The 22,994-nt window shown below is 67.5% G+C and carries 21 protein-coding genes; 9 read left to right on the forward strand and 12 right to left on the reverse strand.

The genetic code is table 11. The annotated features are described in order from the left end of the window. The first annotated feature begins 62 nt into the window (after window positions 1-62). Window positions 63-1,259 carry an acyl-CoA dehydrogenase family protein gene (locus tag B1790_RS24175; protein WP_079925818.1) on the forward strand — a complete coding sequence of 399 codons (1,197 nt, stop codon included), beginning with the start codon at window positions 63-65 and terminating at the stop codon, window positions 1,257-1,259. On the opposite strand, the gene B1790_RS24180 is transcribed toward B1790_RS24175, so the two are convergent. Genes B1790_RS24180 through B1790_RS24190 form a run of 3 tightly spaced genes read right to left on the reverse strand, consistent with a single transcriptional unit; the run spans window position 1,221 to window position 4,995 of the window. Further along, window positions 1,221-1,724, reverse strand: a complete 504-nt coding sequence (locus B1790_RS24180; protein ID WP_233165294.1) for a hypothetical protein — start codon at window positions 1,722-1,724, stop codon at window positions 1,221-1,223. The genes B1790_RS24175 and B1790_RS24180 overlap by 39 nt on opposite strands. Continuing rightward, window positions 1,721-4,555, reverse strand: coding sequence for an RND family transporter (locus tag B1790_RS24185; protein ID WP_369832417.1), 2,835 nt, complete (start codon window positions 4,553-4,555; stop codon window positions 1,721-1,723). The genes B1790_RS24180 and B1790_RS24185 overlap by 4 nt, the downstream gene beginning before the upstream one ends. Then, entirely contained in the window at window positions 4,552-4,995 is a 444-nt protein-coding gene (locus B1790_RS24190) for an MmpS family transport accessory protein (RefSeq protein ID WP_079925819.1), read from the reverse strand. Before B1790_RS24190 ends, B1790_RS24185 begins: the two co-directional genes overlap by 4 nt. Before the next feature lie 198 nt (window positions 4,996-5,193). Between B1790_RS24190 and B1790_RS24195 the strand changes: the two genes are divergently transcribed. Next, window positions 5,194-5,667 carry a MarR family transcriptional regulator gene (locus B1790_RS24195; protein WP_079925820.1) on the forward strand — a complete coding sequence of 158 codons (474 nt, stop codon included), beginning with the start codon at window positions 5,194-5,196 and terminating at the stop codon, window positions 5,665-5,667. Here B1790_RS24195 and B1790_RS24200 read toward each other — a convergent pair. From B1790_RS24200 to B1790_RS24210, 3 genes are all read right to left on the reverse strand, one after another. Further along, window positions 5,657-6,427 carry a DUF6498-containing protein gene (locus tag B1790_RS24200; RefSeq protein ID WP_079925821.1) on the reverse strand — a complete coding sequence of 257 codons (771 nt, stop codon included), beginning with the start codon at window positions 6,425-6,427 and terminating at the stop codon, window positions 5,657-5,659. The two genes, B1790_RS24195 and B1790_RS24200, sit on opposite strands and share 11 nt — an antisense overlap. Window positions 6,428-6,434: 7 nt before the next feature. After that, complete coding sequence (locus B1790_RS24205; protein WP_079925822.1) at window positions 6,435-7,508, reverse strand: 3-deoxy-7-phosphoheptulonate synthase; 1,074 nt, start codon at window positions 7,506-7,508, stop codon at window positions 6,435-6,437. Between the two features lie 314 nt (window positions 7,509-7,822). Next, window positions 7,823-8,953, reverse strand: a complete 1,131-nt coding sequence (locus B1790_RS24210) for a GGDEF domain-containing protein (RefSeq protein ID WP_079925823.1) — start codon at window positions 8,951-8,953, stop codon at window positions 7,823-7,825. A 137-nt stretch (window positions 8,954-9,090) separates the two neighbouring features. On the opposite strand from B1790_RS24210, the gene B1790_RS24215 reads away from it, so the two are divergent. After that, window positions 9,091-9,858 carry a class II aldolase/adducin family protein gene (locus tag B1790_RS24215; protein WP_079925824.1) on the forward strand — a complete coding sequence of 256 codons (768 nt, stop codon included), beginning with the start codon at window positions 9,091-9,093 and terminating at the stop codon, window positions 9,856-9,858. A 1-nt stretch (window position 9,859) separates the two neighbouring features. On the opposite strand, the gene B1790_RS34790 is transcribed toward B1790_RS24215, so the two are convergent. Together B1790_RS34790 and aceA are read right to left on the reverse strand one after the other, a co-directional pair. Further along, complete coding sequence (locus B1790_RS34790; RefSeq protein WP_158083876.1) at window positions 9,860-10,000, reverse strand: hypothetical protein; 141 nt, start codon at window positions 9,998-10,000, stop codon at window positions 9,860-9,862. Between the two features lie 71 nt (window positions 10,001-10,071). Beyond that, window positions 10,072-12,360, reverse strand: a complete 2,289-nt coding sequence (gene aceA, locus B1790_RS24220; RefSeq protein WP_079925845.1) for an isocitrate lyase ICL2 — start codon at window positions 12,358-12,360, stop codon at window positions 10,072-10,074. Window positions 12,361-12,505: 145 nt separating this feature from the next. Here aceA and B1790_RS24225 point away from each other — a divergent pair, with 145 nt between their 5' ends. After that, window positions 12,506-14,419, forward strand: coding sequence for a glycosyltransferase family 39 protein (locus B1790_RS24225; protein ID WP_233165295.1), 1,914 nt, complete (start codon window positions 12,506-12,508; stop codon window positions 14,417-14,419). A 52-nt stretch (window positions 14,420-14,471) separates the two neighbouring features. After that, window positions 14,472-15,815, forward strand: a complete 1,344-nt coding sequence (locus tag B1790_RS24230; protein WP_079925826.1) for a serine/threonine-protein kinase — start codon at window positions 14,472-14,474, stop codon at window positions 15,813-15,815. Between the two features lie 6 nt (window positions 15,816-15,821). Here the strand turns inward: B1790_RS24230 and hutH are convergent, their stop codons facing one another. Then, the gene (gene hutH, locus B1790_RS24235) at window positions 15,822-17,357 is read right to left on the reverse strand and encodes a histidine ammonia-lyase (RefSeq protein ID WP_079925827.1); all 1,536 of its coding nucleotides are present in this window, start codon (window positions 17,355-17,357) and stop codon (window positions 15,822-15,824) included. A gap of 331 nt (window positions 17,358-17,688) precedes the next feature. Then, the gene (locus B1790_RS24240) at window positions 17,689-18,138 is read right to left on the reverse strand and encodes a Fur family transcriptional regulator (protein ID WP_079925828.1); all 450 of its coding nucleotides are present in this window, start codon (window positions 18,136-18,138) and stop codon (window positions 17,689-17,691) included. 108 nt (window positions 18,139-18,246) lie between these two features. Between B1790_RS24240 and B1790_RS24245 the strand changes: the two genes are divergently transcribed. Next, the gene (locus B1790_RS24245; RefSeq protein ID WP_079925829.1) at window positions 18,247-18,735 is read left to right on the forward strand and encodes a Dps family protein; all 489 of its coding nucleotides are present in this window, start codon (window positions 18,247-18,249) and stop codon (window positions 18,733-18,735) included. Here B1790_RS24245 and B1790_RS24250 read toward each other — a convergent pair whose 3' ends face one another. Then, the gene (locus B1790_RS24250; RefSeq protein WP_079925830.1) at window positions 18,736-20,226 is read right to left on the reverse strand and encodes an NAD(P)/FAD-dependent oxidoreductase; all 1,491 of its coding nucleotides are present in this window, start codon (window positions 20,224-20,226) and stop codon (window positions 18,736-18,738) included. A gap of 58 nt (window positions 20,227-20,284) precedes the next feature. Between B1790_RS24250 and B1790_RS24255 the strand changes: the two genes are divergently transcribed. Beyond that, on the forward strand, window positions 20,285-21,289 hold the full coding sequence (locus tag B1790_RS24255) for an amidohydrolase family protein (protein WP_079925831.1): 1,005 nt from the start codon (window positions 20,285-20,287) through the stop codon (window positions 21,287-21,289). Here the strand turns inward: B1790_RS24255 and B1790_RS24260 are convergent. Further along, entirely contained in the window at window positions 21,247-21,627 is a 381-nt protein-coding gene (locus B1790_RS24260) for a hypothetical protein (protein WP_079925832.1), read from the reverse strand. The genes B1790_RS24255 and B1790_RS24260 overlap by 43 nt on opposite strands. Before the next feature lie 88 nt (window positions 21,628-21,715). On the opposite strand from B1790_RS24260, the gene B1790_RS24265 reads away from it, so the two are divergent. Together B1790_RS24265 and B1790_RS24270 are read left to right on the forward strand one after the other, a co-directional pair. Continuing rightward, window positions 21,716-22,546, forward strand: coding sequence for a family 16 glycosylhydrolase (locus tag B1790_RS24265; protein ID WP_079925833.1), 831 nt, complete (start codon window positions 21,716-21,718; stop codon window positions 22,544-22,546). A gap of 141 nt (window positions 22,547-22,687) precedes the next feature. Next, complete coding sequence (locus B1790_RS24270; protein WP_079925834.1) at window positions 22,688-22,927, forward strand: hypothetical protein; 240 nt, start codon at window positions 22,688-22,690, stop codon at window positions 22,925-22,927. Window positions 22,928-22,994 lie beyond the last annotated feature (67 nt).

Consider the following 22,994-nt stretch of genomic DNA (forward strand, 5'->3'; position numbering starts at 1 on the left):
AGTCGCTGCGCCACAACTTGATCCAGCACACACCCCCACGAATCACACCGAAAGGTCCTGTCATGAGCGTTCACACCTCCGTCGACGTACATCCCGGCGCGACGTCCGAAGAACTGGTGGCCCGGGCGGTGGCCTTGCAGCCACTGCTGCGCAAGCACGCCGGGTACGGAGACCTGCATCGCCGCCAACCCGACGAGGTGATCGCGGCGGTGACCGAGGCGGGACTGTTCGGTCTGCTGGTTCCCAGACGGTTCGGTGGTCAGCAGGCGAATCTGCGGACCCTGCTGAACGTGACCGAGACGCTCGGCGAGGTCGACGGCTCGGCTGCCTGGGTGGTCAGCCTCGGCGCAGTGGCGGGCTGGTTGGTCGGGCTCGCCTCCGAACGAGCTAGAGAGGACGTCTTCGGCGAGGACGCCGACGCGCGGATCGCCGGTAGCATCAATCCGACACCTGCCGAGCGCGTCGAGGGTGGGCTGCTCGTCACCGGGCGCTGGCCCTATGCGTCCGGTTCACCGCACGCCACGTGGGCGGCGGTGGGCGCGCTGGTTCCCGACGACGCGGGCACTCCGGAGGCGCTGCTGTGTCTGATCCCCATGTCGCAGCTCACCGTGGAGGACACGTGGCGCACCGTCGGCATGCGGGGCACGGGTTCACATCACTTGGCCGCCGAGGACGTGTTCGTTCCCGCTCATCGCACGATCCGCTTGTCCGAGATCGCCGAAGGCGGGTCCGCCGACGGCGCCGGTGAGGTGGACGACCGGCCTCACACGGGATCGGTTCTCTCACTGTCGATTCTGTGCCCCCTGTTGGGCCTTGGTCGGGCCGCACTGGCCCTGGCCACCGAAAAGGCTGACGCCAAGCCGTTGCACCACACCGTCTACGAACGGCAAGCCGACTCGGTCGGCGTCCAGATCCAGCTCGCCAGAGCCACCCTCGCGTTGCAGACCGCCCGACTGCACGCCGAGCACGTGGTCGACGAGCTCGATGCCGCGGCGGCTCGGGGAATTCGGCCCGATTACGCTGCGAGAGCGCACATCCGGGCCCAGTGCGGCTACGCCATGACCCAGGCGCTTGAGGCGGTCGACATCGCCTCCGACCTGTACGGCGCGGGGGGATTCGCCGAGTCCAGCCCGATGCAGCAGGTGTGGCGCGATGCGAACGTCATTGCCCGACACGCGGGACAGAACGCCCACGTGGGTTATGAGGTCCTCGGCAAGGCGCTACTGGGTCTCCCCGAGCGGATCAGTCCCACGGTCTGAGCCCTGCGCAAGGGGAGGAGCCCCTCCGGCGACTGCCGGAGGGGTGCGCTTCTTCAGTCGTCGTTTGAGGCTGGCGCTCTTGGCCATTCGCAGGAAGAGGTTGGTCGAGGTGAACATCGGAATCACCCCGAGAAACGTCCGCTCCGACGGGGTGGCACCGTGCAGGTGCTCGAGGCTGCCGAAGACGTAGAAGCATCCGATGCTGAAGATGGCTGCCGGAATGCACAGCGCCAGGAATGACCCGCGATCCGAGGTCGCCTGTCTGGCCAGGGCCACTTCCTCGTCGGTCATCGGCTCGCCCTTGCGTAGCTTCGCCAACGCGGTTTGCGTTGCGCCGATGTGCTCGCTCAACGGCAGTGTCGGTCGACGCACCAGGCGCGCGACGCCCACCGACGCCCCCGCGGCGAACACCACGACGGCCACGAAGGCGATCGTCGCCAGCACGGCCCACGGAACCGAACTCATTGCCGCACTCCGAAATCCGAGACCTGCCGCAGCGGTCGTCTCCGGACCAGCGTCGGCCACCAGAACCACGGCCCGAAGAGCCGCAGCAGACACGGCACGATGAACGACCGCACGATCAGCGTGTCAAGCAGCAGACCGATGCAGACCGTCGTGCCCACCTGGCCGATGGTCCGCAGGTCACTGGTCAGCATCGCCAGCATGGTGAACGCGAACACCAGGCCGGCCGAGGTCACCACGCCGCCGGTGCTTCCCAGCGCCCTGATCAACCCGGTGTGCAATCCCGCCCCCAACTCCTCCTTCACGCGAGCGATCAACAGCAGGTTGTAGTCCGACCCGACGGCCACCAGGATGATGAACGTGATCGGCAGCACCAGCCAGTGCAGGTGCAAGCCGATCAGGTGCTGCCACACCAGCACGGACAATCCGAACGCGCCGGCGAACGAGAACGCGACCGTGCCGGGAATCACCAACGCGGCCATCAGACTTCGCGTGATCAACAGCATGATGAGGAAGATCAGGATGAACGCGGCGATCGCCACGATCAGCAGATCCGATGCGGCGTAGGTCTTGATGTCCAGGTTGTTCGACCCCGCACCGCCGATGTAGATCTTGGCGCCGGCCAGCGAGGTTTCCTTGAGCGCGATCTGAATGGCCTCGGGGAACTTCTCCACGTGTTCGACCCCTTCGGGTCCCATGGCGTTGCCCTCGTGGGTGACGATGAAGCGGGCGGCCTTGCCGTCCGGCGACATCATCAACTGCATACCGGCCTTGACGTCGTCGTTGTCGAAGGCCTCCCTTGGCATGTAGAAGAACGAATCGCTTCGGGACGCGTCGAAGTCGTTGCCCACGTTGATCAGATCGTCGAACGTCTGACCGGTCTGCGTGGACTGCAGATGTGCCGGACCGTAGGACTGCACGATGACCGACTGCAGCATCTGCGTCTGATCGCGTTGAATCTTCAACTGGGCCACCAATTGCGGCATCAGCGCGTCGACGGCCTGAAAGTCGGTGACGGCGTTCCCGATCTGCTCACGCAGGCTGTCGATGCCGTCCAAACCGTCGAACAGCGACCGGAACGCGTAGCAGAGCGGGATGTCGAAACAGTGTGGCTCGTAGTAGAAGTAGCTCTTCAGCGGCCGGAACGTGTCGTCGAGATTGGAGATGTCGGCGTTGATCTCCTCGGTGACGGCTTGCAGGTTCTCGAAGGTGAGGACCGTGGCGTGCAGATCGTCGGCCAGCTTCTGGTTGAGATCGATCGTCTTGCTCAACGTCGCCACGGTGTCCGCCTGAATCCGGGCCTGCTCGTCGGTGTCGGCGTTGGACCGTTGGTTGAAGGGCAACTGTTGTCCGCTCGCGCCGCCCTGGGTGGTGAACAGATAGGGCAGGGTGGCGCGGTCGAGTGGCCGGCCCAGGGGTCGGGTGATGCTCTGCACCATGGCGACGCCGGGAACGCGGATGAGGGCGCCAGCCACCCGGTCCAGCGAGATGAAGTCGGCCGAGTTGCGCATGTCGTGGTCGGACTCGACCATCAGCATTTCGCTGAACAGCTTGCTCTGGGGAAAGTGCCGGTCCGAGGCCGCGAAGCCCTGATTGGCGGCCGCGTCGGTCGGTTGGTACGCGCGGTCGTCGTAGCTGACGCGGTAGGTCGGCACGAAGAGCGCCCCGACCATGACCACGGCACAACTGGCCGCCAGGATGGGCACCGGCCACCGCACCACGCTGGCCGCGATCCGCCGGTAGAGGTGTCCTCTGACCAATCGCTTCGGGTCGAAGAGTCCAAACAGGCTGCCGACGGTCAGGATCGCCGGACCGAGCGTCAGCGCCGCCGAAATGGTCACCAGCATGGCGATGGCGACGGCCGGGCCCATCGTGTGGAAGTAGTCGAGGCGGGCGAAGCTCAAGCAAAATCCGGCGCCGGCGATGGTCAGCCCCGAGCCGACGATGATGGGCGTCACGCTGCGGTAGGCGGTGAAGTACGCCTCCTCCCGAGTCTCGCCGAGTTGGCGGGCCTCCTGATAGCGGCCCATCAGGAAGATTCCGTAGTCGGTCCCGGCGCCGAGGGTCAGGGCCACCACGATGTTCACCGCGAACGACGACAGCGGGATGACGCCGAAATGGCCGAGGGTGGAGACGACGCCCTTGGCGATGAGCATCTCGAACAGCACGGTGGCCAGCGGCATCAGCACCGTGCTGGGGGAGCGGTAGACCAGCAGCAGCATCGCGATGATCAGGAAGATGGTGACGATGGTGATGTTGTTGAGACTGGAGTTGGCGATGGCCAGCGTGTCCGAGGCCAGCGGTGCCGCGCCGCTGACGTAGGCCTTCAGACCCGGCGGTGGGGTGTCGTCGGCGACGATGGCGCGGACCGCGTCGACGGACTGGTTGGCCTGAATTTGGCCGATGTCGCCGGCCAGTCGGAGCAGCACGAACGTGGACTTGCCGTCGACGCTCTGCGCGCCTGCGGCGGAGAACGGCTTGCCCCACAGATCCATGACGTACTGCACGTGCTGGGGGTCGTTCTTCAGCCGCAGCATCAGGTCGTCGTAGTACCGATGGTCGACGTCGTTCAGCGGGTGGTCCGCTTCGAGCACGACCATGGTCAGGCTGGTGGAGGTCGACTCCTGGAATTTCTCGCCGATGTGCAGCATGGCGGCCTGCGACGGTGCGTAGGTCGGAATCATCGGGCCGGCAAGCTCGGCCGCGACGTCCTCCACCTTCGGGATGAAGGTGTTCGTCGTGACGGCTATCAGGCCCCAGAACACGATGATCGGAATGGCAAGGAGCCGAACGGTTCTCGCGACGAACGGACGTTTCGCCCGGTGCGCGCTCACGCGGACTTCACCCGGCAGGTGACGTCGGCGTCCTCGCGGGTGGCGGATTGTTCGTCGCGGACGACGCCGTTGACCAACATCCGGCAGTGCACGTCGCCGCCGTGGACCTGGGCGGAGATGCTGCCCGAGACGACGGTGAGCGTGGTGGTCTCGGTGTGCGACCAGGGCAGGCTGTCGAGGTTGACCGTGTGGGGATGGCCGTCGACGTCGAGATAGGAGAGCATGCCGCTGCCGCCGAGCGAGCCGTCCAGTTCGTAGGTGAGCTGTTTGGGGACGAACTCCGGAGGGGCCTGCGGGCCGTTGACGGTGATCACCGGTCCTGGGGCCGACGCCTGGTGCACCTTCCACATGCTCACCCCGCCCACGGTGACCGCGATGACGGCGACCAATGGCAGCCAGGCTCTTTCCAGGAAGGTCCTGGCCTTCGATTGTTGGCTCATTCGTTCACCCCTCGGCCCATTGGCACCGACGATTTATATCCTATGAACGATCAATTGATCAATCCGAACGGCGCGACGCACAGCGTTCGTACAGAAACAATCGCCACTGGTGAGGGCGCCTCGCATCCCGAGGAATAAAGCCGCGGTCAGGTGCGTTGCCGAACACTCACTGCATCATCTAGATGATATAAATCGACCATGAAACATGCCGGTGGGGTCGACGTCATCTCCGAGATGGTCGAGATGGGTGCGGACACGATGTGGCGATACCTGGCCGACCGCGACGAATTGAGTGCCAGCGCCACCCTGGCGCTGAATCGGCTGAATCGCGAAGGGCCGATGCGGGTGACGGCACTCGCCGAGGCCGAGGGCGCCAGTCAATCGGCGATGACGCAGTTGATCCAGCGCCTGGAGCGTCAAGGGTTGGTGGAGAGACGCGCCGACCCCGAGGACGGCCGCGCGTCGCTGGTGGCGATCGGCGAGGAAGGCAGGCGGATGTGGGACGGGCGGGCCGTCGTCCGCCATCAGCGGATCGCCGACATGTTGGCCGACGTCGGTCCTGACGATCAGGTGGCGCTGTGGCTGGCCGCTCAGGTGGTGGTGCGGGTCCTCGGGCAGATGCGGCAGGCCGTCGGATTGCACATGCACGCCGACGTCTACGTCACGGGCTGACCCACTGGCCCTCGTTGCGCTCGCGGCGCGCGACTTCCGCCTCGCGGTCCTTCGTCCAGGAGTCCTCGAACTTCTCGTCGGGGCGGACCCGGGGGAAGCGATTCATCATGCCGCTCAACCACTTCGGTACCTCCCGGGGTTCCCACTGTGGCAGTGCGGTGCTGAGTGCAGCCAGCGTCTTGAGGGCGACGAAGATGCCGAACAATGCGTCGGCGGCATCGGTCAGCGCGATCCCGATCAGTCCGAAGATCAGCGTGAGGTGGACGACGACCACCCGGCTCAATCCTCGGTGGGCGAGCTGCTCGAGCCGCCAGAACGGCCATCGCCTCAGGCTGAGCAGATCCAGCGCGAAGTCCGCGGTCAGGAACCCCAGGATGACAAGGCAGCCGAGACCCGCTGTGCGCCAGTCGACGTGGGCGAGTGCACGATTGTCCTCCTTGCCGAGCAGAAACAGGATGGCGCACAGGAACACGGCGTGGGCGGCGCAAAAGCCGAAAGTGGTCACCGCGAAGCCCGCGAGGAAGGACGACCGCTGCGTGCCGCACCGAGTCGTTCCGCCAGCCTGATACCTGAAGTGGCCCTGGCGGGGTGTCCAGCGACGATGCAGGAGGATGCGCGCGCAGATGAACACCGAGGCGGCCACCGTCTCGAACCAATAGACGACGAGCGTCGTACCGCCCGCCCAGCCGCCGACGAACCAGCCGACGACCGGGACGGCGATGACCGCCAGGAGGATCAGCGGTGACAGGAAGCGAGTCACGGTGGAGCTATTGGGCTTTCGCGTCGTGCAGCCGTCCGAGCACTCCGGCGGTGGTGGTGAAGTCCATGCACGCGTCGGTGACCGATTGGCCGTAGACGAGGTGCCCGCTGACGGGCTGGGCGCCGGCCACCAGGAAGCTCTCCAGCATCAACCCGCTGATGCCCTGTTCGCCGGCGGCGATCCGGGCGGCGATCTCGTCGGCGACGACGGCCTGGCGCACGTGATCCTTGCCCGAATTGGCGTGCGAGCAGTCGATCATGACGTTGCCGGGTAGCCCCGCGGCGACCACGCCCTCGACTGCCTCGGCGATGGAGCCGGCGTCGTAGTTGGGGCCCGAGGACCCACCGCGCAGAATCAGGTGGCAGTCGGGATTGCCCGCGGTCTCGACGATCGCGCCGCGGCCGAGGTCGTCGATTCCAAAGAAGACGTGTTGCGCTGCAGCGGCTCTCACGCCGTCGACTGCTGGCTGAACGTTGCCGTCGGTGCCGTTCTTGAATCCGACGGGCATCGACAGCCCGGAGGCCAACTGGCGGTGAATCTGGGACTCGGTGGTCCTGGCCCCGATCGCCCCCCACGCCACGGTGTCGGCGATGTATTGGGGGCTCGTCGGCTCGAGGAACTCGCAGCCCACCGCGAGCCCGATCGCCCCGATGTCGAGCAGCAGTGCGCGGGCGGTGCGCAACCCTCGTTCGACGTCGTAGGTGCCGTCCATGCCGGGGTCGTTGATCAGGCCCTTCCATCCGACGGTGGTGCGGGGCTTCTCGAAGTAGACCCGCATGACGATCTTGAGCCGGTCGGCGTAGGCGTCGGCCAAGGGTGCCAGCCGGTGCGCGTAGTCCAGCGCGGCCACCGGGTCGTGGACCGAGCAGGGACCGACGACGACGAGCAGTCGGTCGTCACGGCCGGCGAGGATCTCGGTGATTTCGTCGCGATGGCGTTGAACCGCCGCGGCGCCGTCGCGGTCCAGGGGGAGTTCGGCCAGGATCTGCGCGGGCGGCGGTACGGGACGGAAGGACACGATCCGACGGTCGGAGATGGTGCGCGCTTCTGCGACGTCTGCGGCGGGGCTGGTGATGGTCACGATGTGTTCGGGCTTCCTGTGAGTGGTTCTCAGGGCTCACCCGTGGACGATCCGGTGCCCTGAAATGACGAAAGCAGCGACCATGTGGTCACTGCTGGGCTCCGGGCCACCCGGAGCCAAGATAAAGCGCCAATAGCTGCGCGTGCCGATGTTCACGGCACGAACCATACCGTGTCGTTCCCCCGGCCGTCGACCGGCCTGCCTGCCTCGACTCTGCGGTCACTGCGACGAAGTGCGAGAAGCGGTCACGGTACGCGCAGAGTCGAGACAGCTGAAGCGGCCGGGGTGAACTCTGCAGTGGGCGTGTGTGGCGGCTAGGCCGTCAGATCGTCGTCGTCCCACTCGTCGGCGTTCCTCAGCGAGGTGAGCTCGGGGTTCGCGGTTGTCTCGGTGCGCTGGCCGCCGTTGCGACGGGCGAGGTAGACGTTCGAGGTGGCAACCGTGATGAGTTCCTCGACGACGTCGTGCGGGGGGTGCCCGACGATTGGGGCAAGCGGCGTGACGACCGCGCCGATGCTGGCGGTGAGTCGGTAGGGGGCGGTACGCACGGTGTGTTGCAGTCGATCGGTGAGCACCGAGGCGTCGGTGCTGTTGAACGTGTCGGCGACGAGGTACTCCGAATCGCCGACGTGCGCGAGGATCGCGTCGCGCCGCAGCGTTTCCCGTAGCCGCTGGCCGATCGCCACCCTGGCCTGATTCCCTCCCGCCTCGCCTCCCATCGCGGTCAGCAGCGAGAAGCTGTCCAGACTGACGACCACGATGGCCAGGAAGCGGTCGTCGTCCCTGTCGCGGGCGACGATGGTCGCGATGCGGTCCGAGAAGGCGTCCCGCGTCAGCAGCCCGGTCAACGGTTCGAGCTCGCCGTAGTGAACGTCGTTGTCCACCAACCGGACAACGCTCCGACAGCAGAACACCACGAAGGCGTTGACGAGAGCGAACAAGACCACCACCGCCACGGTGACCTCGGGCGCCACGCCGGCGAAGCGCACCGACTGCACCACGAGTGTCGCGACCCCGACGATCCAGGTGTAGGCCAACAGCCATCCAGCATGGAACACGGCGGCGAACGCAGACACGGCGATGAATGCGGTAGCGCCCATCAGTCCGACGGCGGGATCGCGTTCGATCAGACAGGCGACGCCCACCAGGACGCTGACGATCAGAGTGGACAGCTGGGACAACCTGCGCGTTGGCCAACTCGACCTCAACCAGATCGTGGACAAGGCGACGCAGCACGCGAACACCGCGACGGCGATCGAACGGTCGCGCGCGCCCGTCGGGCCGTGATCGCCGAGCATCAGCAGCAGTGGCAGCGCGCCGCAGCCGAAGATGTTGAGGGCGGTCAGCCGGCAGGTGGCGCGCTGATGGCCCCTCGCCGCCAGCATTGAGGTGATCCAGTAGTAGCGATCCTCGGAGTGGAGCCGGCGCAGTACCGCGGACAGCACGGTCAGCCTCGCGCCGACGGGCCGAAGGGCAAATCGCCATCGGCATACTCACGGGAACGGCCAGTTAGCACGCGGGGAACAGTAATCGAACTACAAGATCAGTGGTTAGTCTTCGGCGCCTGGCATAGCGTGGAGGAGTGACGGAAACTTCGACAGAACGCGGCTTCGCCGCCCCCTTCCTCGACCCTTCCGCCTTCGAGCCGGACATCGCCGATCCGGTCGAACTTCGCGAACACCGCAAGCGGCGTCTTGCCCTGGCGTACCGGGTGATTGGCGCCATGGGATGGGGCTCACTCGGCGACGGCCACATCTCGGCGCGTGACCCCGAGCGGCCGGACTGCTTTTGGTTGGCCCGGTACGGCGTCCCGTTCCGCGTGATGACCACCGACGACCTCGTGCTGGTCCGCCCCGACGGCGTGATCGAGGGAGGCGGGCACATCAACGTGGCCGCATTCCACATTCACGCCCCCGTGCACGAGGCGCGTCCCGACGTCGTCTCGGCGGCGCACTTCCACACCCCGTACGGCACGCCCTTCTCGGCGACGGTCACCAAGCTGGAGCCCATCTCCCAGGAGGCGTGCGCGTTCTTCGGCGACCACGAGATCTTCGACGACGAGGAAGTCAGCATCGCGTCGCTCGACGGCGGCAAGCGCATCGCGGCCGCTCTCGACGAGGCGCGCGGAGTGATCCTGCGCAACCACGGGCTGATGACCGTCGGAGCCACGGTCGACTCGGCGGTGGGCTTCTTCATGTTGATGGAGCGCTGCGCCGAGGTTCAGGTGAAGGCGCGCGACGCCGTCCCGATCAGCGCCGACATGGCCGGGCGCGTTCACGAGGAGTTCGACGAGGTCGCGGGGTGGCAGGCATTCCAGTGGGCGCAGCGGACGTACGTGCCCGCCGGCTGACCTAGGGCACGAGCGTCACCTCTCCGGTCGGCCTGGCGACCAGGCCGGCATCGGTGGCGGAGTTGAGCGCGCGCTGCCAGTTCAGCTCCGCGAGGACCATCACGCCGAGTCCGGCGACCACGGCAAGCAGGGAAGCGATCATGACCCCAGCGTGGCGACGGAATGTAATGACCGCCGAAGCGCCGCCTGTGAACTCCCTTTGAAACAGGCGAGTTAGTCCTCCTTGCGAACCAACCGCATCAGCGCCTCGCGGTCCGGCGCCAACAGCTCGTCGATGCGCGGCTGGTTGACGTCGGCAACCACGATCTCGCCGACGTCCTCGTGGACGCCCGAGAAGATGCCGTGCGACTTCATCTTCTCCGTTTGGTAGACGTTGTCCTCCGTCGGCGTCACGTAGTACACCGCGTCCGCCTTGAACCTGTTGATCAGCCAAAGGTGCACCAGGGTCATGAGCCGCTTCTGGCGCAGGTGCTCGGCGAAGGTGTTCTGGTCGCGCACCGTCAGGATGCTGCGGCCGTTGCGATCCTTGATGGGGTCGACGAGCACGTTCGCGAGCTTGTCCTCGCCGTCGCCGTAGATGCCCAATTCGAGCACTTCGCCACCCGCGCGTAGCGGTCGGAACTGCACGCGCAGCGTCTCGCCGAGCTGGTAGTGCTCACCCCACAGCGCCAGCCAGTCCTCCAGCAGTTTCTTCGGCACCTCGGTCTGGACCAGGTGTTGGTGCTGCGTGGAGCCCTTGCCCATCGACTTGGTGGTGGCGGTGCGCCCCGACGACGCGGCCAGCGCGGCATCGCTGCGCGGGCCGCCGACCAGCGTCTGCGGGGTGCGGTACGGCGACTCGACGAGCCGCATCTTCCGTTGCAGGCGCGCCAGCGCCAGCATCCCGTCCTGCCGCAGGGCGGTGGCGAACTCCTCGGCGGCGACGCCGTCGATCTGGTGGCCGCCGTAGGTCATGAAGTTGAAGACGAATCCCATCTTCCCGATCTCCTCGGGGAAGGCGCGCATCTCGTCGTCGGTCATGCCGGTGGTGTCCCAGTTGAACGAAGGAGACAGGTTGTAGGCCATCATCTTGTCGGGGTAGACGGCGCGGATCGCGCGGGCGAATTCCCTGGCGTCGGCCAGGTCGGCGGTCTTGGTCTCCATCCACAGGATGTCGGCGAACGGCGCGGCCGCCAGCGACTTTGCGATCGCGTACGGGATGCCGCCGCGCACCTGGTAGTAGCCCTCCGGGGTCTTGGCCCGTTCGCAGTCCCACGGCACGTCGACGCCTAGTTCCCTGGCCTTCTCGCGCGCGGCGTAGAGCGACGCAGTCTTGGCGAACTCACGCCACTGTGCGGGGGTCAGTGCCACCGGCTCGCCCTCGCGCTCGCGGAAGGCCACCATCTCGGCCACGGCCTCGCCGTAGGTCTCGAGGCCCGCGTCGGCTTGCCACGCATCGACGAAATGCGACTCGACGGTGTCGAAGAGGTCGTCGACCGAGGTCTCGTCGCCCCTCTTCCACGACGCCGCCGCATCGGTGACGAGCTTGGCGACGCCCTGGCGTTCGAGCCAGGCGTCGGCGGCCGCGTACTCCCCGTCGGGCAGTGCGTAGAGCAGGTGACCGCGCAGGTCGGTGACGCCCTTGGCGTGGAAGCTGCGCATAAGGGCCAGGAAGCAGGCCTTGTATGGCGGGACCTTGAGGTTGGTGGCGCCGAGCAGGAACGGCTGGTCGCGCTCGTCGGCGCGACTGTCGATCAGGTTCGCCGCCTCGGCGTCGGTCCGCGCCACGATGATGCCGGGCACCCGCATGATGTCGAGTTGGAAGCGCGCGGTGTTGAGGCGCTTGATCTGCTCGTCGGACGGCACCAGGACCTTGCCGCCCTGGTGGCCGCACTTCTTGGTGCCGGGTCGTTGATCTTCGATGTGGTAGCCGGGAACACCGGACTCGACGAAGCGACGAATCAGATTGCGCACGTGCGGGTCTCCGCCGTGGCCGGTGTCGGCGTCGGCGATGATGAACGGCCGGTAGTCGACCGCAGGCGTGGCCGCCCGCTGCTGGGGGGTCATCTTGAGGCGCAGGTACTGCTGGTTGCGGTCCGCCGTGAGCAGCGCCCGCACCAAGCCGGCGGCTTCGTCGGGCACCTGGCTCAGGGGGTAGCTGGCGAGGTCGGGCCCCGGGTCCTCGCTGATGGAGCCCTTCGCCGACGTCGCCCAGCCGCCAAGGTAGATGCCCTCGATGCCCATCCGCTTGATCGTCACGGCCTGCCCTGGCGAGTAGGGGCCAAAGGTGGTGATGCTCTTCTGCTGGGCGGCGAGTTCGCGGAGGCGGGCGTAGAACGCGCCTGCCGCCTCGCGGGCCACCGGGTAGTCGGTAGGGATGGTGCCGCGCTGCTCGGCGACCTGCCGTGCGGTGTACAGACGGACTATCCCCTCGAAGCGTGGACTGTCGAAGTACCGTTGCGTCGCGGCGAGGTCGTCGTCGAAGGATGTGCTGGCCTGGACGTCCGATTCGGTCATCGTCATGTGTTCAAGCTCCTCGTCGAGCATGTTTGCCGGTGATGGTGCGAGTGTATGGCGCTTGCCACGCGGGGCGTTTCGATTCACCCATCTCAGCGATTTCGGGTGCACCTCACAGGCTCACCGACGGTCAGCCTGTCTAACTGTCAGTGTGACAACGACATTGGAATTGCCCGTCTCGGCGAGTGACGAATGGCCAGGAGCGGCGCCGCCGCGGGAACGTCGGGACCGTGTCGGCTTCGGCGTTCTGCTGTCGTTCACCGCCGTCGCCTACCTGTGGAACATCACCGTCAACGGGATGGGCAACCAGTTCTACGCCGCCGCCGCGCAGGCCGGATCGAAGAACTGGGAGGCACTGCTGTTCGGGTCGCTGGACGCCCAGAACTTCATCACCGTCGACAAGCCGCCGGTGTCGCAGTGGGTGATGGGCCTGTCCGGGCAGATCTTCGGCTTCAGCAGCGCCAGCATGTTGATCCCCGAGGCGTTGATGGCCGTCGCCACGGTGGCCCTGTTGTACGCGGCGGTCCGGCGGGTCGGCGGGCCGAACGCGGCACTGCTCGCCGGGTTCGCCTTCGCCCTGACTCCCGTAGCGGCGCTGATGTTCCGTTTCAACAACCCCGACGCGGTCATGGTGTTGCTGATGACGGCCGCGGTCTACTGCGCGGTGCGGGCACTCGAGCGCGCCAGTGCGACGTGGATCGCGTTGGCCGGCGTCGCACTCGGATTCGCGTTCCTCGCCAAGATGCTCGAAGGCATCATGGTGATGCCTGCGATCGGTCTGATGTACCTGATCGCCGCGCCGACCACCTTCGGCAGGCGGGTGTTGCACCTCCTGGGCGCGCTCGTAGCCTTCCTGGTCTCGGCGGGGTGGTTCGTCGTCCTCACCCTGCTGTGGCCCGCGTCGTCACGGCCCTACATCGCCGGGTCGACCGACGACAACTTCATGAACCTGGTCCTCGGGTACAACGGGTTCGCCCGCGTTCTCGGCAACGGCAACAGCGGCTTTCACCTCAACCCGGTGGTGGGCGCCGCGGCGGACACCCCGTTCGAGGTCAACCACGGCCATCACGGCGGCTTCGGTGGGCTTGGCGCCAACTCCCCGGGACTGACCCGCCTGTTCACCGGAGAGTTCGGTTTCGAGATCGGCTGGCTGCTGCCCGCGGCGCTGGTGGCGCTGGTGCTGGTGCTCGTCTCGCGGTGGCGCGCCCCGCGCACCGACCTCACCCGCGCGGGCGCCGTCGTGTTCGGGGTCTGGATGCTGGTCGACGGGCTGGTGCTCAGCTACATGAAGAGCATGGTCCACCCGTACTACTGCCTGTCCTTCGTGCCAGCGGTCGGCGGCATGGTCGCGCTCGGCGTCGGTGAGGCGTGGGGCCGACGTGACTCCTGGCTTGGACGCAGCGGACTGGTCGCAATGGTCCTCGGCACCGGGGTCTGGAGTTGGTGGCTGCTCGGGCGCAACGCCGAGTGGTTGCCCGCGCTGCGGTGGACGATCCTCGCGGTGAGCGCGATCGCGGCCGTCGGCCTCGTCGTCTCGCTCAGGCCTCGGGTGGGGCGACACCTCGCCGTCGCCGCGCTGGCAGTCGGGTTACTCGGCGCCGTGCTGGGGACCGGCGCCTATTCGGTCGCCACCCTCGGCCAGCCGCACACCGGAGGCATGCCCATGGTCGGACCCGCCGCCGCGGACGGGCAACGTCACGGTGGATGGGATCAAGACGACGACGACGCGCAACTGGACGCCATGCTGCGCGCGACCAACACCGACTTCTCGGCGGCCGTCGACCGATCGTCGGCCGCGGCGAGCCTCGAGCTGGCCACCGACACCGCGGTGATGGCGATCGGCGGCTTCGGCGGCAGCGACCCGACTCCGACCCTGGGTCAGTTCCAGCAGGACGTCGCCAACCACCGGATCGGCTACTACGTCGCCCACACGGCCGACCACCGGCCCGGTGGTTTCGGCGGTCGGTCGGCGCACGCCGACATCGCCAACTGGGTGGCCGCCAACTTCACTCCGACGACCGTCGGGACCGTCACGGTGTACGACCTCTCAACCCCCAAGGAGTGACGCACCCCGGTTTGCGGTAGCGGGGCGGGGCCGCCTCAGTAGGATGCCTCGCATGCCACTCGCCGACGGGTCGACGTTCGCCGGTTACGCCATCGTGCGACTGCTGGGTGCCGGCGCAATGGGCGAGGTCTACCTGGCCCAACATCCCCGGTTGCCGCGTCAGGATGCGTTGAAGGTGATGGCGTTGGCCGTCTCCAGCGACGACGAGTACCGCGAGCGGTTCAACCGCGAGGCCCAGAACGTCGCCGCGCTGTGGCACCAGAACGTCGTCGCCGTCCACGATCGCGGCGAGGACGAGGGCCGGCTGTGGATCGCTATGGACTACGTCGAGGGCACCGACGCCGGGCAGCTGCTGAAGGAGAAGGACTACCGCAGCGGGTTGCCGCCTGCCGACGTCGTGCGCATCATCGGCGCGGTGGCCGACGCGCTGGACTACGCGCACCAACGCCAACTGCTGCACCGTGACGTCAAACCCGCGAACATCCTCCTTGCCAACATGGACTCCGACCGCTGGCGGGCACTGCTGGCGGACTTCGGGATTGCGCGCCGGGTGGACGACGCGAGCGGACTGACCGAGACGAACATGGCCGTCGGCACGGTGGCCTACGCCGCGCCGGAACAGTTGATGGGCCAGACGCTCGACGGTCGGGCCGACCAATATTCGCTCGCCGCAACGGCATTCGAGTTGCTGACGGGTTCGCACATGTACCTGGATCGCAATCCCGCCGTGGTCATCAGCCGACACGTTAGCGCGCCGCCGCCGGCGATCGCCGAACGCAAGCCCGAGCTCTCCGAGCTGGGGCCGGTGCTGTCGAAGGCGCTGGCGAAGTCACCTGCCGACCGCTACGACAGCTGCACCGAGTTTGCCCAGGCGTTGGCTCGGCACCTCGACGGGCACGGTGACACCTCCGGAGTAGACGACACGGTGCTGGCCAGTCGGCTCGGGTCGGCGGGTTCCTCCGCGAAGAGCGCGCGGGGCCGGTTGTGGTGGCTGGGCGTCGCGGCCGTGGTGGCCGTCGGATTGCTGCTGATCGGGGGCGTCGTCGCGGGCATCTTCATCGCGCGCGACCAGAGTTCGAAGGTCGCGCAGCCGTCGGCGTCGGCACCCGCAATGCCGGTGGTGCTCGTCGGCGCGGACTGTCAAATACTCGGTGCCGCAGGCATTTCCGACACGGGCCAGAAGGCCTACTGTGCCCGGCTGCCGCCGGCTAACACCATCATGTGGTCACTCGTCTCCGGTGTCGTGCCGTCCCCGACCGTCACCCCAGGACCCAATGACGAGGTCTACCCGGAGGGCATCGAGGAGCAGGTGCGCGTCTGCGTGCAGCAGACCGGTCAGTCACGCGTGGAGTGCCGCGAAGACATCCGCCGCGGCAACCTCTACGGGCCGGCCTGAGCAGTATCAGGCCAGGGGGCCGACGACGCCTTCGGCGGCGCGGACCAGGGCGCCTGATCGGGCCAGCCCGACCGCCGCGGCGATCTCCGGTGCGAGGAAGCGATCCGGACCGGGGCCTTCGACCCGTTCCCGCAACGCGGCGATCACCGCGCCCGTGGCGGGTGACGGCGCCAACGGTCGGCGCATGTCCAGACCCCTTGCGGCGGTGAGCACTTCGATCGCCAGCACGGTGGTGAGCCCGTCGACGGCGCGGCGCAACTTGCGGGCGGCCGACCAGCCCATGGAGACGTGGTCCTCCTGCATGGCCGACGACGGGATCGAGTCGGCGCTGGCGGGGTTCGCCAGTCGTTTGAGTTCGGAGACGATCCCGGCCTGGGTGTACTGCGCGATCATGTGGCCGCTGTCGACGCCTGGGTCGTGGGCGAGGAACGGGTTGAGGCCGTGGCTGCGGTTGACGTCGAGGAAGCGGTCGGTGCGTCGCTCGCTGATGCTGGCTACGTCGGCCACCACGATCGCCAGGAAGTCGAGCACGTAGGCCACGGGCGCACCGTGGAAGTTGCCGTTGGACTCGACCCGACCGTCGAGGGTGACGACGGGATTGTCGATGACGCTGGCGAGTTCACGCTCGGCGACCATGCGCGCATGCGCGGCGGTGTCTCGGGCCGCGCCCGCCACCTGCGGTGCGCAGCGCAGCGAGTAGGCGTCCTGGACCCGCGTGCAGTCGGGGGTCTGGTGGCTGGCGACGACCCCGGAGCCCGCGAGCAGCCGGGTCATGTTGGCCGCGGCCGCCCCCTGGCCAGGGTGGGGCCGCAGCTGCTGAAGGTCGGCGGCGAAGACGCGGTCGGTGCCGAGCTGGCCCTCGACGCTCATCGCGGCCGCGACGTCGGCCAGCCGCAGCAGGTGTTCGAGGTCGGCCAGTGCCAGGACCAGTTGACCGAGCATGCCGTCGGTGCCGTTGATGAGGGCGAGGCCCTCCTTCTCGGCCAGGGTGACGGGGGACAGGCCGTGTTCGGCCAGGGCGTGCGCCGACGGCTTGATCTCCCCGGATCGGGTGCGCACGTAACCCTCGCCCATCACCGAAAGTGCCACGTGGGCAAGCGGTGCCAGGTCACCGGAGCAACCGAGGCTGCCGTACTCGTGCACCACCGGCGTCAGCCCGGTCGAGATCAGATCCGCGTAGGCCTGGGCGGTGTCGCGGCGGACCCCGGTGCGTCCAGTTGCCAGCGTCGACAGTCGCAGCAGCATCATGGCGCGGATGACTTCGCGCTCGACCTCGGGGCCGGATCCCGCTGCGTGCGAGCGGATCAGGCTGCGCTGCAGCTGGGTACGGCTCTCCTTGGGAATGTGTCGCGTCGCCAGGGCGCCGAAGCCGGTCGAGACGCCGTACACCGGGGTCGGGTCGTTGGCCAGCGCCTCGATCGTCTCGCGGCTGGCGTCGATGGCGGCGGCCGACTCCTCGGAGAGCACCACCTGGGCGTCCTCGCGGGCGACTGCCACCACGTCGCCGAAGCTGACCGGTCCTATCCCGACGGTCACGGTCATGGGTGGCGACTCTCCTTCTGCGGGGGACACGGGTCTGGCTAGCCCACCGTAGCCGCACTCGCTGACGGGGTCGATGCGATCGGCCCGCGGTGCACGGTGACTGCCAGCTCGGTCGGCGGGATGGCGAGTGGTTGGACCCGGCCCCAGACGCGCCGATGCTCAAGCGTCCCTGCATGCCTCGGGTGATTCTCTCCCCCGAGGGGAGCGTCGACGGTGTTGCATGACGAGCATGTCGCGCGTGCCGAGATCTCCGGCGAGTTCCCCTGCCGCCCAGCGGTTCTGACGTTTCTTTTCACCTTCACCGACCACGGCCGCGTCGCCACGCTCGCGATCAGGTCGTGACGTCGGCCGGGCTTGCCTGACAACGCTCGCAGAGACCCCAGAAGGTGACTTCGGCCTCGCGCACCCGGAACCCGTCGTCGCCGCTGGGGGTCAGGCATGGTGCCTGGCCGAGCGCGCAGTCGACGTCCTGCACCATGCCGCACGAGTCGCAGACCAGGTGATGATGGTTGTCGCCGATGCGCCGCTCGTACAATGCTGCCGAACCCGCCGGTTCGAACCTCCGGATGAGGCCGACCCGGGTGAGGTCGTTGAGCACCATGTAGACGGCCTGCGGGGACGTACCTGGCAGGTCGCCGGAGATGAGCGCGAACACCGTCTCCGCCGTGGCGTGCGGGGAGGACTCCAGCGCGCGCAGCACGGCCATCCGGCCCGAGGTCGCCCGCAGTGCCGCGCCGCGCAGCTCCTGCTTGTACCGGTTGTTCGCGTCGGTGGCGTCCATGAAGCCAGCTTAGCATGACCTAACCAAGTCGATGAGTCATTCACTGTATTGATTAACTCAAAACAAGGCGTAGGGTGGTGACAGCTCGATCACCTAGGAGGAGGAACGATGACCATCACCAACCACGACGTTCTCGCCGGAGAATTCGTCGCCTCGCCGGCACTCGCCGCCGACCTGCAGACCGTCCTCGTCGGACTCCTGGAGTTGCAGAACCAGGCCAAGCAGGCGCACTGGACGCTGGTCGGCCCCAACTTCCGGTCCACCCATCTGGAACTCGACGAGCTCGTCGACGCCGCCCGCGACTACGCCGATTCGGTGGCCGAGCGCATGCGCGCCCTCGAGTCCGTCCCCGACGGACGCACGGGCACCGTCGCCACGACCACCTCGCTGGAGGCCTTTCCCGCCGGCGAGGTCGGCGTCGAACGGGCGGTCGCGGTCATCGCCGATCGAATCCTCGGCGTGGTCAACGTCATTCGTGCACTCCACGACGAGGTCGACGACCAGGACCCGACGAGCGCCGACATCTTGCACACGATCCTCGAGGGGTTGGAGAAGCAGCGGTGGATGTTCACCGCCCAGTTGCGCCACGTCTCCTGATCAGGTGACGGACGCCGCCCGCACCAGCGACCAGTAGGCACGTTCGCGTTCGGTGTCCTCGTTCGAGGTGATGGCGCCGAACGCGGCGGCGTCGCGCGCGAACCGCTCCGCGGCGTCGGGCAGGGCGTCGGGGCCGTGTAACCGGAACTGACTGGGGGCGAGTGGGCCGAACAGCAGCGCGCGACGCAGCTCCGGCCAGTCGTCCACCCGTGGCTCAACCCCGGCCGCCCTGGCAAAACCCAACGCAGCCACGTTCATTCGGCTCTTCTGAGGCAGGCCGCGCCTCGACTGGCAGAGCTGGACCGCGCGACGCTGGTCCGCTTCTGTCGGCGCCGGTATGGTGCCACCCCACGCGTACGCGATCCACCTGGCCTGCAACTCCATTGGCACGAAATATCCGCCCGATTGGTCCCACATTCCCAGGAACGCCAAACCGGGAAGGTCGGGATGGAACGTGTGCCGGTCGGCGTCGAGGTGTACAGCATCGAGGCCGACAAGCTTCTGGATCTCTTCGCTCAGGAACGGCAGGCTGAGATCGAACCCGGTGCCGAACACGATCCCGTCGAACTCCTCGGAGCATCCGTCGGCGAAGGTGACCGTGGTGCCCGCGACGGACGTCATCCAGGGCCGCACCGTGATTCGACCCTCGGCGACCAGTGGAAGGTACTGCTGACTGAGCGTGACCCCGGCGGCGAAGAGCGACGGGTCGGGGGCGGGAGCACCGTACTGCTCCGGGCTGCCGCCCGCTTCCACGACGATCTCCCTGAGCTGGCGGTCCACCTCGGCGGGGGGCAGCGTCTCACTCGCGAGTACGCCGTAGCGGGTGAAGATTCGGTGGTCCGACGGTACGCCCGCCGCGTACTTCGGCAGGACGTATCGCTGACGCCGTTGGGTGACGACGACCTTGGCGGCACCCTGTTGGGCGAGCTCGGCGGCCACCTCGAGTGCGCTTACGGCGCATCCGGCGATCAAGATTCGCTTGCCGCGCAGGGACTTCGATCCTCGGTACTGATACGTGGTCGAGGTGCCCGCAGCGCCGGTGAAGGTGCCGAGGCCCGGCACCGGCGGAACCGCGGTGGCGTGGAACCGGCCGCTGGCCACCACCACGCGGTCGAATCGGCTTTCGTCCCCGCCGTGCCGCAGAAGCCAGCCGTCGCCGTCGCGACCGAGGTGGTCGACGGCGGTGTCGAACCGGATCCTCGGCAACAGGCCGAACGCGTCCGCGTACCGCTGCAGGTAGTCGAGGATTTCCGTCCCGGCCGGGAAGACGTCGCGACCGAGCGGTTCCAGGTCGCTGAAGGCGGTCAGGATGCGGCTGGTGTTGGTGTGCATGCCTGGCCACACACCGCTCGCGCCCGCCAGGCCCGCCCACTGGCCGCCGAGCTCCGCGTTCTTTTCCAAGATCGTCGGTTCGAATCCCTGCGACGCGAGCCACCGCGCCGCGACGAGGCCGCCCGGGCCTGCTCCAATTACGGCCACGTCTCCGGTCATCGTTACACCATCGCACTCTCGCAGGTCCGTCACGAGCTTCGGGGCGTAAGAAGGAACGATGCGCATCATCACCGTCGAAGAGCACTTCCACCACCCGGAGTCGGTGGCGCGAGTACTCGAATTGTCGGGGTTGGGGCCGATCACGCCAGACGCCGGGTTCGGCGAGTTCCTCGGCACCTTCATGCCCGACCGCGAATCGGCCGAACGGCTCGCCGGCAAACGCCTCGCCCACATGGACGCCGTCGGCATCGACGTCCAGGTGGTCTCCCATGGTGCGAACAGCCCGGGGAACCTGGCGCTTCCGGATGCCGTTGAGCTGTGCCGGACGGTGAACGACGCTCTGGCGCAACAGATATCGGAGCATCCGGCCCGGTTCCGGGGGTTCGCGACGCTGCCGCTCTACGATCCTGCCAAGGCGGCCGACGAGTTGCGGCGGTGCGTCGAGGAGCTGGGCTTCGTGGGGGCGCTCACCCACGGAAGCATTGCGGGAGCCTTCCTCGACGACCCGAGATTCGACCCGGTTCTCGCGACGGCAGAGACCGTGAACCTGCCGATCTACGTCCACCCCGGCATGCCCGAAAAGGCCGTCTCGACGCCGTATTACGCAGGCACTTGGCCTGCGGCGGTGCACTTCCTGTTCGCGGGTCCGGCGTTCGGCTGGCACGCCGAGGCGGGCATCCACGTCCTGCGGCTCATTCTGTCTGGCGCACTGGACAGACACCCCAATCTCAAGCTCCTGAGCGGACATTGGGGTGAGCTGGTTGCGGGCTGGCTCGACCGCCTCGACGAGGTCGTCGGGTGGACCGACCACCTGGACCGCATACCGAGTGAGTACTACCGCGAGCAGGTGTGGGCGACGCCGTCCGGGATGTTCAGCCAGAACCAGCTGAACTTCTTCGTTGCCGAGATCGGTGCCGACCGGATCATCCACTCTGAGGACTACCCATACGTGGTGCGGGACAACGTCTCCGAGTTCCTGGAGCAGGCCGATCTCACCGACGAGCAGCGCGGCGCAATCGCTCACGGAAACGCGGAGGCGCTGCTCGGGATGTCAGGGGAGTAGCAGGAACGCCGACCATTCACGCTGGACGCAGTCCCGGAGTGCGTCGAGGTCGTCGAAGTCGTGCCCGACCACCTCGACGAAGGGCCTGGTGACGTCGCGTCCGTAGAAGCGGTCCCGCCGAGGAGGACGCCGCGTGACGTCTGGACGACGCGGTCGGTGAACAGGCGGACGCAGGTCGGATCGTCGAGCTTCGCGAACTCGTCGTCCAGCCAGTCGCCCACCAGGTGCGCGCCGCGCGGACCGAACAGGGTGAGCGCGAGCTCGCGCTGCTCTCGCAGCGAGCCGTCGAGAAGGCGCTGGTAGACCTGCGATTGGCGCGTCGGGGACGAGAGTGCCACGGACCGTTGCCGGTGGCGATCGAATTAATCACCCGCGCGGATCGCGCGCGATGGGGCAGTTGGGCTCTATCGTGTCGCTGTGCCGGAGATGGATCGTCGAAACCTTCTGTTCATGTCGGGGCTGGGCCTGCTGGCCGCAGCAATCCCGTTACCCACCGCAGGTGCCGCGCCGCCGGTACCAGGACCGGTACCCGGACCGCCGGAGACGGCCACCCCCGCCTTCCTCTTCCACGACGAGTTCGACGGACCAGCTGGCTCGGCCCCCGACCCGTCGAAGTGGACCGTCGCCACCGCCCGCGAGACCATCAAGAACCCGGTGTTCTGGGACCGCCCCGAGAACATGGGGCAGTACCGCAACGACCGCCGCAACGTCTTCCTCGACGGCAACTCCAACCTCGTCATCCGCGCGACGAAGGAGAACGGAAAGTACTTCAGCGGCAAGCTCACCGGCACGTGGCGCGGCGGCATCGGGCTCACGTGGGAAGCCAGGGTGAAGTTCGACTGCCTGACTCTGGGCTGCTGGCCCGCGTGGTGGCTGCTCAACAACGATCCCGTTCGCGGCGGTGAGATCGACGTCGTCGAGTGGTACGGCAACGGCAGCTGGCCGTCGGGGTCGACGGTTCACGCCCGGCTGGACGGGACGTCGTTCGCCACCCAGCCGTTCGACGTGGACAGCGCGTGGCACGTCTGGCGCTGCACGTGGACCGACGCCGGGATGTACTTTTGGCGCGACTACGCACCGGGCATGGAGCCGTACTTCACCGTTCCGGCCAACTCGCTGGACGATTGGCCGTTCAACGACCCGGGCTACCAGCTGTCCCCGATGCTGAATCTGGCGGTCGCCGGCTCAGGGGGCGGAGATCCCGCCGGCGGCACGTATCCGGCGGACATGCTCGTCGACTGGGTCCGCGTCTGGTGACGTGCCCGCAGCGCGTCTCCCAAGCACTGCCTCGTGAGCACCGTCACCCCGGCTAGTTCGGCTCGTGGTGGAATAAAAACCCGCTTCCATTCGTCAGTTATGTCGAAGGACTAATGAACGTTTGGAAGAAGGAGCAGTCCCATGAGTTCCAGTAGCACAAGGACGTTCGCGGCAATCGCCGGTGGCGCCATGGTCACCCTCGGCATCGTCGGCGCGACCATCGCGCAGGCCGCGCCGGGCGCAGTAGCCGACTCCGAGATGTCGACGGGCACCACCAGCACCGTCACGACCGCACCGGGAACGCCGCCAATCCCGATGGCACAGCCCAGCATCAAGGGCCCCGCGCCCCTGCCGATCGAAGAGCAGGGCCTGCCCGGCTGAGTTGTCGGCATTCGAGGTAGGTCGACGGCCCTGGCGGTGGTACGCCGGGGCCGTCGTCATTCATCGC

Source organism: Mycobacterium sp. AT1 (assembly GCF_002043095.1).
In the GTDB taxonomy this organism is placed as follows: Bacteria; Actinomycetota; Actinomycetes; order Mycobacteriales; family Mycobacteriaceae; genus Mycobacterium.

What these genes read in the sequence shown, in the direction of transcription:
- B1790_RS24175 (WP_079925818.1), top strand. Translation starts at nt 63, where the DNA reads ATGAGCGTTCACACCTCCGTCGACGTACATCCCGGCGCGACGTCCGAA.
- B1790_RS24180 (WP_233165294.1), bottom strand. Translation starts at nt 1,724, where the DNA reads ATGAGTTCGGTTCCGTGGGCCGTGCTGGCGACGATCGCCTTCGTGGCC.
- B1790_RS24190 (WP_079925819.1), bottom strand. Translation starts at nt 4,995, where the DNA reads ATGAGCCAACAATCGAAGGCCAGGACCTTCCTGGAAAGAGCCTGGCTG.
- B1790_RS24195 (WP_079925820.1), top strand. Translation starts at nt 5,194, where the DNA reads ATGAAACATGCCGGTGGGGTCGACGTCATCTCCGAGATGGTCGAGATG.
- B1790_RS34790 (WP_158083876.1), bottom strand. Translation starts at nt 10,000, where the DNA reads ATGATCGCTTCCCTGCTTGCCGTGGTCGCCGGACTCGGCGTGATGGTC.
- aceA (WP_079925845.1), bottom strand. Translation starts at nt 12,360, where the DNA reads ATGACGATGACCGAATCGGACGTCCAGGCCAGCACATCCTTCGACGAC.
- B1790_RS24230 (WP_079925826.1), top strand. Translation starts at nt 14,472, where the DNA reads ATGCCACTCGCCGACGGGTCGACGTTCGCCGGTTACGCCATCGTGCGA.
- hutH (WP_079925827.1), bottom strand. Translation starts at nt 17,357, where the DNA reads ATGACCGTGACCGTCGGGATAGGACCGGTCAGCTTCGGCGACGTGGTG.
- B1790_RS24240 (WP_079925828.1), bottom strand. Translation starts at nt 18,138, where the DNA reads ATGGACGCCACCGACGCGAACAACCGGTACAAGCAGGAGCTGCGCGGC.
- B1790_RS24245 (WP_079925829.1), top strand. Translation starts at nt 18,247, where the DNA reads ATGACCATCACCAACCACGACGTTCTCGCCGGAGAATTCGTCGCCTCG.
- B1790_RS24250 (WP_079925830.1), bottom strand. Translation starts at nt 20,226, where the DNA reads ATGACCGGAGACGTGGCCGTAATTGGAGCAGGCCCGGGCGGCCTCGTC.
- B1790_RS24255 (WP_079925831.1), top strand. Translation starts at nt 20,285, where the DNA reads ATGCGCATCATCACCGTCGAAGAGCACTTCCACCACCCGGAGTCGGTG.
- B1790_RS24265 (WP_079925833.1), top strand. Translation starts at nt 21,716, where the DNA reads ATGGATCGTCGAAACCTTCTGTTCATGTCGGGGCTGGGCCTGCTGGCC.
- B1790_RS24270 (WP_079925834.1), top strand. Translation starts at nt 22,688, where the DNA reads ATGAGTTCCAGTAGCACAAGGACGTTCGCGGCAATCGCCGGTGGCGCC.